Below are 4,576 nucleotides of genomic sequence, written 5' to 3'. Positions count from 1 at the left end.
GAACACCTTCACCGGCAGGCGGTACTGCGCCAGCGTGCCCATCTCCTGGATGTTCATCAGGATCGAGGCCTCTCCGGCGATGTCGATCACCAGTGCGTCGGGGTGCGCGATCTGCACGCCCATCGCCGCCGGCAGGCCGTAGCCCATGGTGCCGAGACCGCCCGAGGTCATCCAGCGGTTGGGCCTCTCGAACTTCCAGAACTGCGCCGCCCACATCTGGTGCTGGCCGACCTCGGTGGTGATGAAGGTGTCCTTGCCGGTCTGCTGCGCCAGTTCGTAGAGCCGCCTGATCGCGTGCTGCGGCTTGATGATCGACGAAGGTTCCATGTCCTGGCGGAAGCGCAGGCAGTCGCGCGCGCGCCACTGCTCGATCTGCTTCCACCATTGCGCCAGTGCACCCGTATCGGGTTTCGTCGCGTCCGCCTTCCAGGCCGCGATCAGGGCGGTAAGGATCCGTCCGGCATCGCCGATGATCGCGCAGTCCACGCGGACGTTCTTGTTCACCGAGGACGGATCGATATCGGCATGGATCTTCAGGCTGCCGGGGGAGAAGTCGCGGATCCGCCCGGTGACGCGATCGTCGAACCGCGCGCCGATGTTCAGCATGACGTCGCAGCCATGCATGGCGAGGTTCGCCTCGTAGGTGCCGTGCATGCCCAGCATGCCGAGGAACTGCCGGTCGGAGGCCGGGAAGGCGCCGAGACCCATCAGCGTGTTGGTGCAGGGGAAGCCCGTCAGGTGGACCAACTCGGCGAGCAGGCGCGACGCCTCGGGCCCGGCGTTGATCACCCCGCCACCCGCGTAAACGATCGGCCGCTTGGCGGATTTCAGCATGCGGATCGCCGTGGCGATCGACGCGGGATCAGGGTCCAGCACCGGGCGGTAGGATCTGTGCGTCCCCGTGGGTACGCCGCCATACACACCCTTGTTGATCAGGATGTCCTTCGGCAGGTCGACCACCACCGGGCCGGGGCGGCCGGACCGCGCGACATAGAACGCCTCGTGGATCACCCGGCCGACGTCATCGACGTTCTTCACCAGGTAGTTGTGCTTGGTCGCCGGACGGGTGATGCCGGTTGTGTCTGCCTCCTGGAACGCGTCGTTGCCGATCAGATGCGTCGGCACCTGCCCGGTCAGGCACACCACCGGGACAGAGTCCATCAGCGCGTCCACCAGACCCGTGACGGCGTTGGTCGCCCCGGGGCCGGACGTCACCAGCACCACGCCGACCTTGCCGGTCGAGCGCGCATAGCCCTCGGCCGCGTGCACTGCGCCCTGCTCGTGGCGGACGAGGATGTGGCGGACAGCATTCTGCTGGAACAGCGCGTCGTAGATCGGCAGGACAGCGCCACCGGGATAGCCGAACACGGTATCGACCCCCTGATCCTTCAAGGCGCGGAGGACGATCTCGGCTCCACTCAGCATCTCGGTGGCCGGCATGGCGAGCATACCCCTCGGCTCATTCGCCCCAGAGGGCGGGAACGCGGCCGTTATCCTGCCATGGTGCGGCGCGTCAACAGGAAATCGTCAATAAACGCAAACAGGTCTGCCATGCGCTTTTCTGAAAATTGCGCATTCGGCCCCAACCACGCATCGATCGCAAACGTTCGCTCCGACGGTGCCAGCGCGTGGTGGCGCAACCAGGTCGCCTGCCGCTTGGCGTATTGGCGCACCATGGCCTGGCCGCGTGAGATCGCCGCGCTGAGGGTGATCTCGCCCCGGATCGCTGCGAGCAGCGGCGGAACCCCATGGGCACGCATCGCGGGCAGCGCCGGATCGAGCCCCATAGCGGCGAGCGCACGGACCTCCTCCAGCGCACCCGCCGCCATCATGGCACGGAACCGCGCATCAATCGCGCCCCGCACAAGGTCCCGCGGCGGATCGAGCCGGACATGCACGACGGTCCAGGGCGCCGGCGCCGCGGCCGGCCGCCGCCACCAGGCCGCGAGCCCCTCCCCCGTCGCCTCCAGCACCTCCCAGGCGCGGATCACGCGTTGCGTGTCCCCGGGGCTGAGCCGGGCCGCCGTCTCGGGGTCGCAACCGTGGAGGCGCCCATGCAGGGCGGGCGTACCGATCTCTGCCGCGAGCGCCCGCGCCGCCGCACGCACCCGCTCCGGGACTGCCGGAATATCTGCGATCCCACGAACCAGCGCATCCAGCCACATCCCCGTCCCGCCGCACAGGATCGGCACACGGCCGCCAGCCTGTACCTCCGCCATCGCCGCGAGCGCTGCCCCGCGGAACCAGGCCGCATCGGCCGGCTCCGCCGCGCTCCGCACGCCGTAGAGCAGATGCGGCACGCGCGCCTCCTCCGCCGACGTCGGCCGCGCGGTCAGGATGCGGAGCTCGCGATACACCTGCATCGAGTCCGCATTGATCACCACCCCGCCGACCCGCTCGGCGAGCGCCAGCGCCAGCGCCGACTTGCCGCTCGCTGTCGGCCCCGCGACGATCACCGCGCGGGGCAGCTCGTCATCCGCCGCCGCTTGCCCCGCCATCGCTGCCCCTCCAAGGTCGCCGCATGGACCATGTTCTCACGCTGATCGCGCCCGCCACCGGGCCGGCGCTGGACGAGGCGCATCTTCACGCCGCACGCGACGCGCTCAAGGCCCTGCACGGCTCGGTCGGGTCGCCACGCTGGCTGAAGGACGGCGAAGCGGCCGACGTGCCGTTTGCCGAGGTCGCCCCCGATCGGGCAGAGGCGGCCGTCCGTGCGGTGCTCGGCGCCGCGCCGGTCGATCTCGCCGCGCAACCGGCCGAGGGGCGGCGCAAGCGGCTGCTCGTCGCCGACATGGACAGCACCATCGTCACCGGCGAGACCCTCGACGAACTCGCCGACTTCGCGGGCCTGAAGGGGCGCATCGCCGCGATCACCGCGCGGGCGATGAATGGCGAGCTCGACTTTGCCGCGGCGCTGCGCGAGCGCGTCGCCATGCTGGGAGGGCTGTCGGCGGACGCGCTCGAACGCACCTACGAGCGGATCGCGCTCACCCCCGGCGCCGAGACCCTGGTCGCCACCATGCGCGCGCACGGCGCCGTCTGCGCCCTCGTGTCAGGCGGGTTCCGCTTCTTCACGTCGCGCGTGCGCGACCGCGTCGGCTTCGATCTCGACCAGGCGAACGATCTGATCGTCGAGGGCGGCAGACTCGCCGGCCGGGTGGCTGAGCCGATCCTCGACAAGGACGCCAAGCTCGCGACCCTGCGCCGCCTAGCCGATGCGCACGCACTGCCGCTCGCCGCGACGCTCGCCGTCGGCGACGGCGCGAACGACCTGCCGATGCTCCAGGCGGCGGGGCTTGGGGTCGCATTCCGGGCCAAGCCCAGCGTCGCGGCGGCCGCGCGTGTGAAGATCGACCACGCCGACCTCACCGCCCTGCTCTGGCTCCAGGGATACACAGATGACGACAGGGTCGGGCGAGACCGAGCCGGGACCCAACCGCGGCACACCGCCATGGGGTCCCGGGGTCGCGACGCAGGTCAGCCCCGACCGGCGGGAAGCGGCACGTAGCGCAGCCCTTGCTGGCCATCGATCAGCATCAGCACGTTCTGCCGGCCCGACTGGCGCGCGCGCGCCACCCGCTGCTGCACCTCCGCCGGCGTCGACACCGCCTCCTGCTGCACCTCGACGATCACATCGCCGGCACGGATGCCGCGCTCGGCCGCCGGACTGTTCGCCTCGACCTCGACCACCACGACGCCCTTGACGTCCGCACCGATGCTGAACCGCTCGCGCAGCTCGGGCGTGATCGCCGACAGCTTCAGCCCGGTGCCGGCCAGCTCGGCCGGCTGGCCGCTCCGGTCCTGCGGACCGGGCGTGGCGGCGGCCTGCTCGACGTCCTCCGGCAGCTCGCCGACCGTCACGTTCAGCGTGACCCGCTGGCCGTTGCGCCAGATTACCACCGGGACCTCGGCGCCGATCCGGGTCTCGGCCACCACGCGCGGCAGGAACCGCATCTCGCGGATCTCGGTGTTGTTGAACTCCAGCACGATGTCGCCGTTCTGAAGCTTCGCCCTGTCGGCCGGCCCGCCGTCGTTCACGCCGGCGACCAGCGCCCCGCGCGCCCCGCCGGTCAGGCCCACGCTCTCGGCGATCTCGTCCGTCACCTGCTGGATCCGCACCCCGAGCCAGCCGCGCCGCGCCCGGCCGTAGTCGCGCAGCTGCGCGATCACGTTGGTCGCGAGATTGGACGGTATCGCGAAGCCGATGCCGATCGACCCGCCGGTCGGCGAGAAGATCGCGGTGTTGATGCCCACCACCTCGCCGGCCATGTTGAACAGCGGTCCGCCCGAGTTGCCGCGATTGATCGCCGCATCGGTCTGGATGAAGTCATCATACGGCCCGATGCGGATGTCACGTCCGCGCGCCGAGACGATGCCCGCGGTGACCGACCCGCCGAGGCCGAACGGGTTGCCGATCGCCAGCACCCAGTCGCCGATCCGCGTCGTGTCGCTGTTGCCGAAGGTCACGGGCGTGAGCGGCTTGTCGGACTTCACCCGCAGCAGCGCGAGATCGGTCCGCTGGTCGCGCCCGACCAGCTCGGCCCGCAGCGTGGTATTGTCGGTCAGGATCGCGCTG

The 4,576-nt window shown here is 70.5% G+C and carries 4 protein-coding genes; 1 reads left to right on the top strand and 3 read right to left on the bottom strand.

The window, feature by feature from the left end; genetic code table 11:
* Together ilvB and miaA are read right to left on the bottom strand one after the other, a co-directional pair.
* Positions 1-1,440: biosynthetic-type acetolactate synthase large subunit (ilvB, locus tag ACTIFU_RS22505; RefSeq protein WP_439580560.1), on the bottom strand; the 1,440-nt coding region annotated here is incomplete at its 3' end.
* 50 nt (positions 1,441-1,490) lie between these two features.
* Positions 1,491-2,498 (bottom strand): tRNA (adenosine(37)-N6)-dimethylallyltransferase MiaA, encoded by a 1,008-nt coding sequence (gene miaA / locus ACTIFU_RS22500; RefSeq protein WP_439580559.1) that lies wholly within the window; start codon positions 2,496-2,498, stop codon positions 1,491-1,493.
* 23 nt (positions 2,499-2,521) lie between these two features.
* On the opposite strand from miaA, the gene serB reads away from it, so the two are divergent.
* Positions 2,522-3,508 carry a phosphoserine phosphatase SerB gene (gene serB / locus ACTIFU_RS22495; protein ID WP_439580558.1) on the top strand — a complete coding sequence of 329 codons (987 nt, stop codon included), beginning with the start codon at positions 2,522-2,524 and terminating at the stop codon, positions 3,506-3,508.
* Here the strand turns inward: serB and ACTIFU_RS22490 are convergent.
* The coding region (locus tag ACTIFU_RS22490; protein ID WP_439580557.1) for a trypsin-like peptidase domain-containing protein at positions 3,478-4,576 on the bottom strand (1,099 nt) is incomplete at its 5' end. The two genes, serB and ACTIFU_RS22490, sit on opposite strands and share 31 nt — an antisense overlap.

The sequence above is a fragment of the Elioraea sp. genome, assembly GCF_051860475.1.
Classification (GTDB): domain Bacteria; phylum Pseudomonadota; class Alphaproteobacteria; order Acetobacterales; family Acetobacteraceae; genus Elioraea.
This window is presented reverse-complemented; position numbering and strand designations above follow the sequence as displayed.

Excerpts from the sequence above, each read along its gene's own strand:
- miaA (WP_439580559.1), bottom strand. The coding sequence starts at position 2,498 with ATGGCGGGGCAAGCGGCGGCGGATGACGAGCTGCCCCGCGCGGTGATC.
- serB (WP_439580558.1), top strand. The coding sequence starts at position 2,522 with ATGGACCATGTTCTCACGCTGATCGCGCCCGCCACCGGGCCGGCGCTG.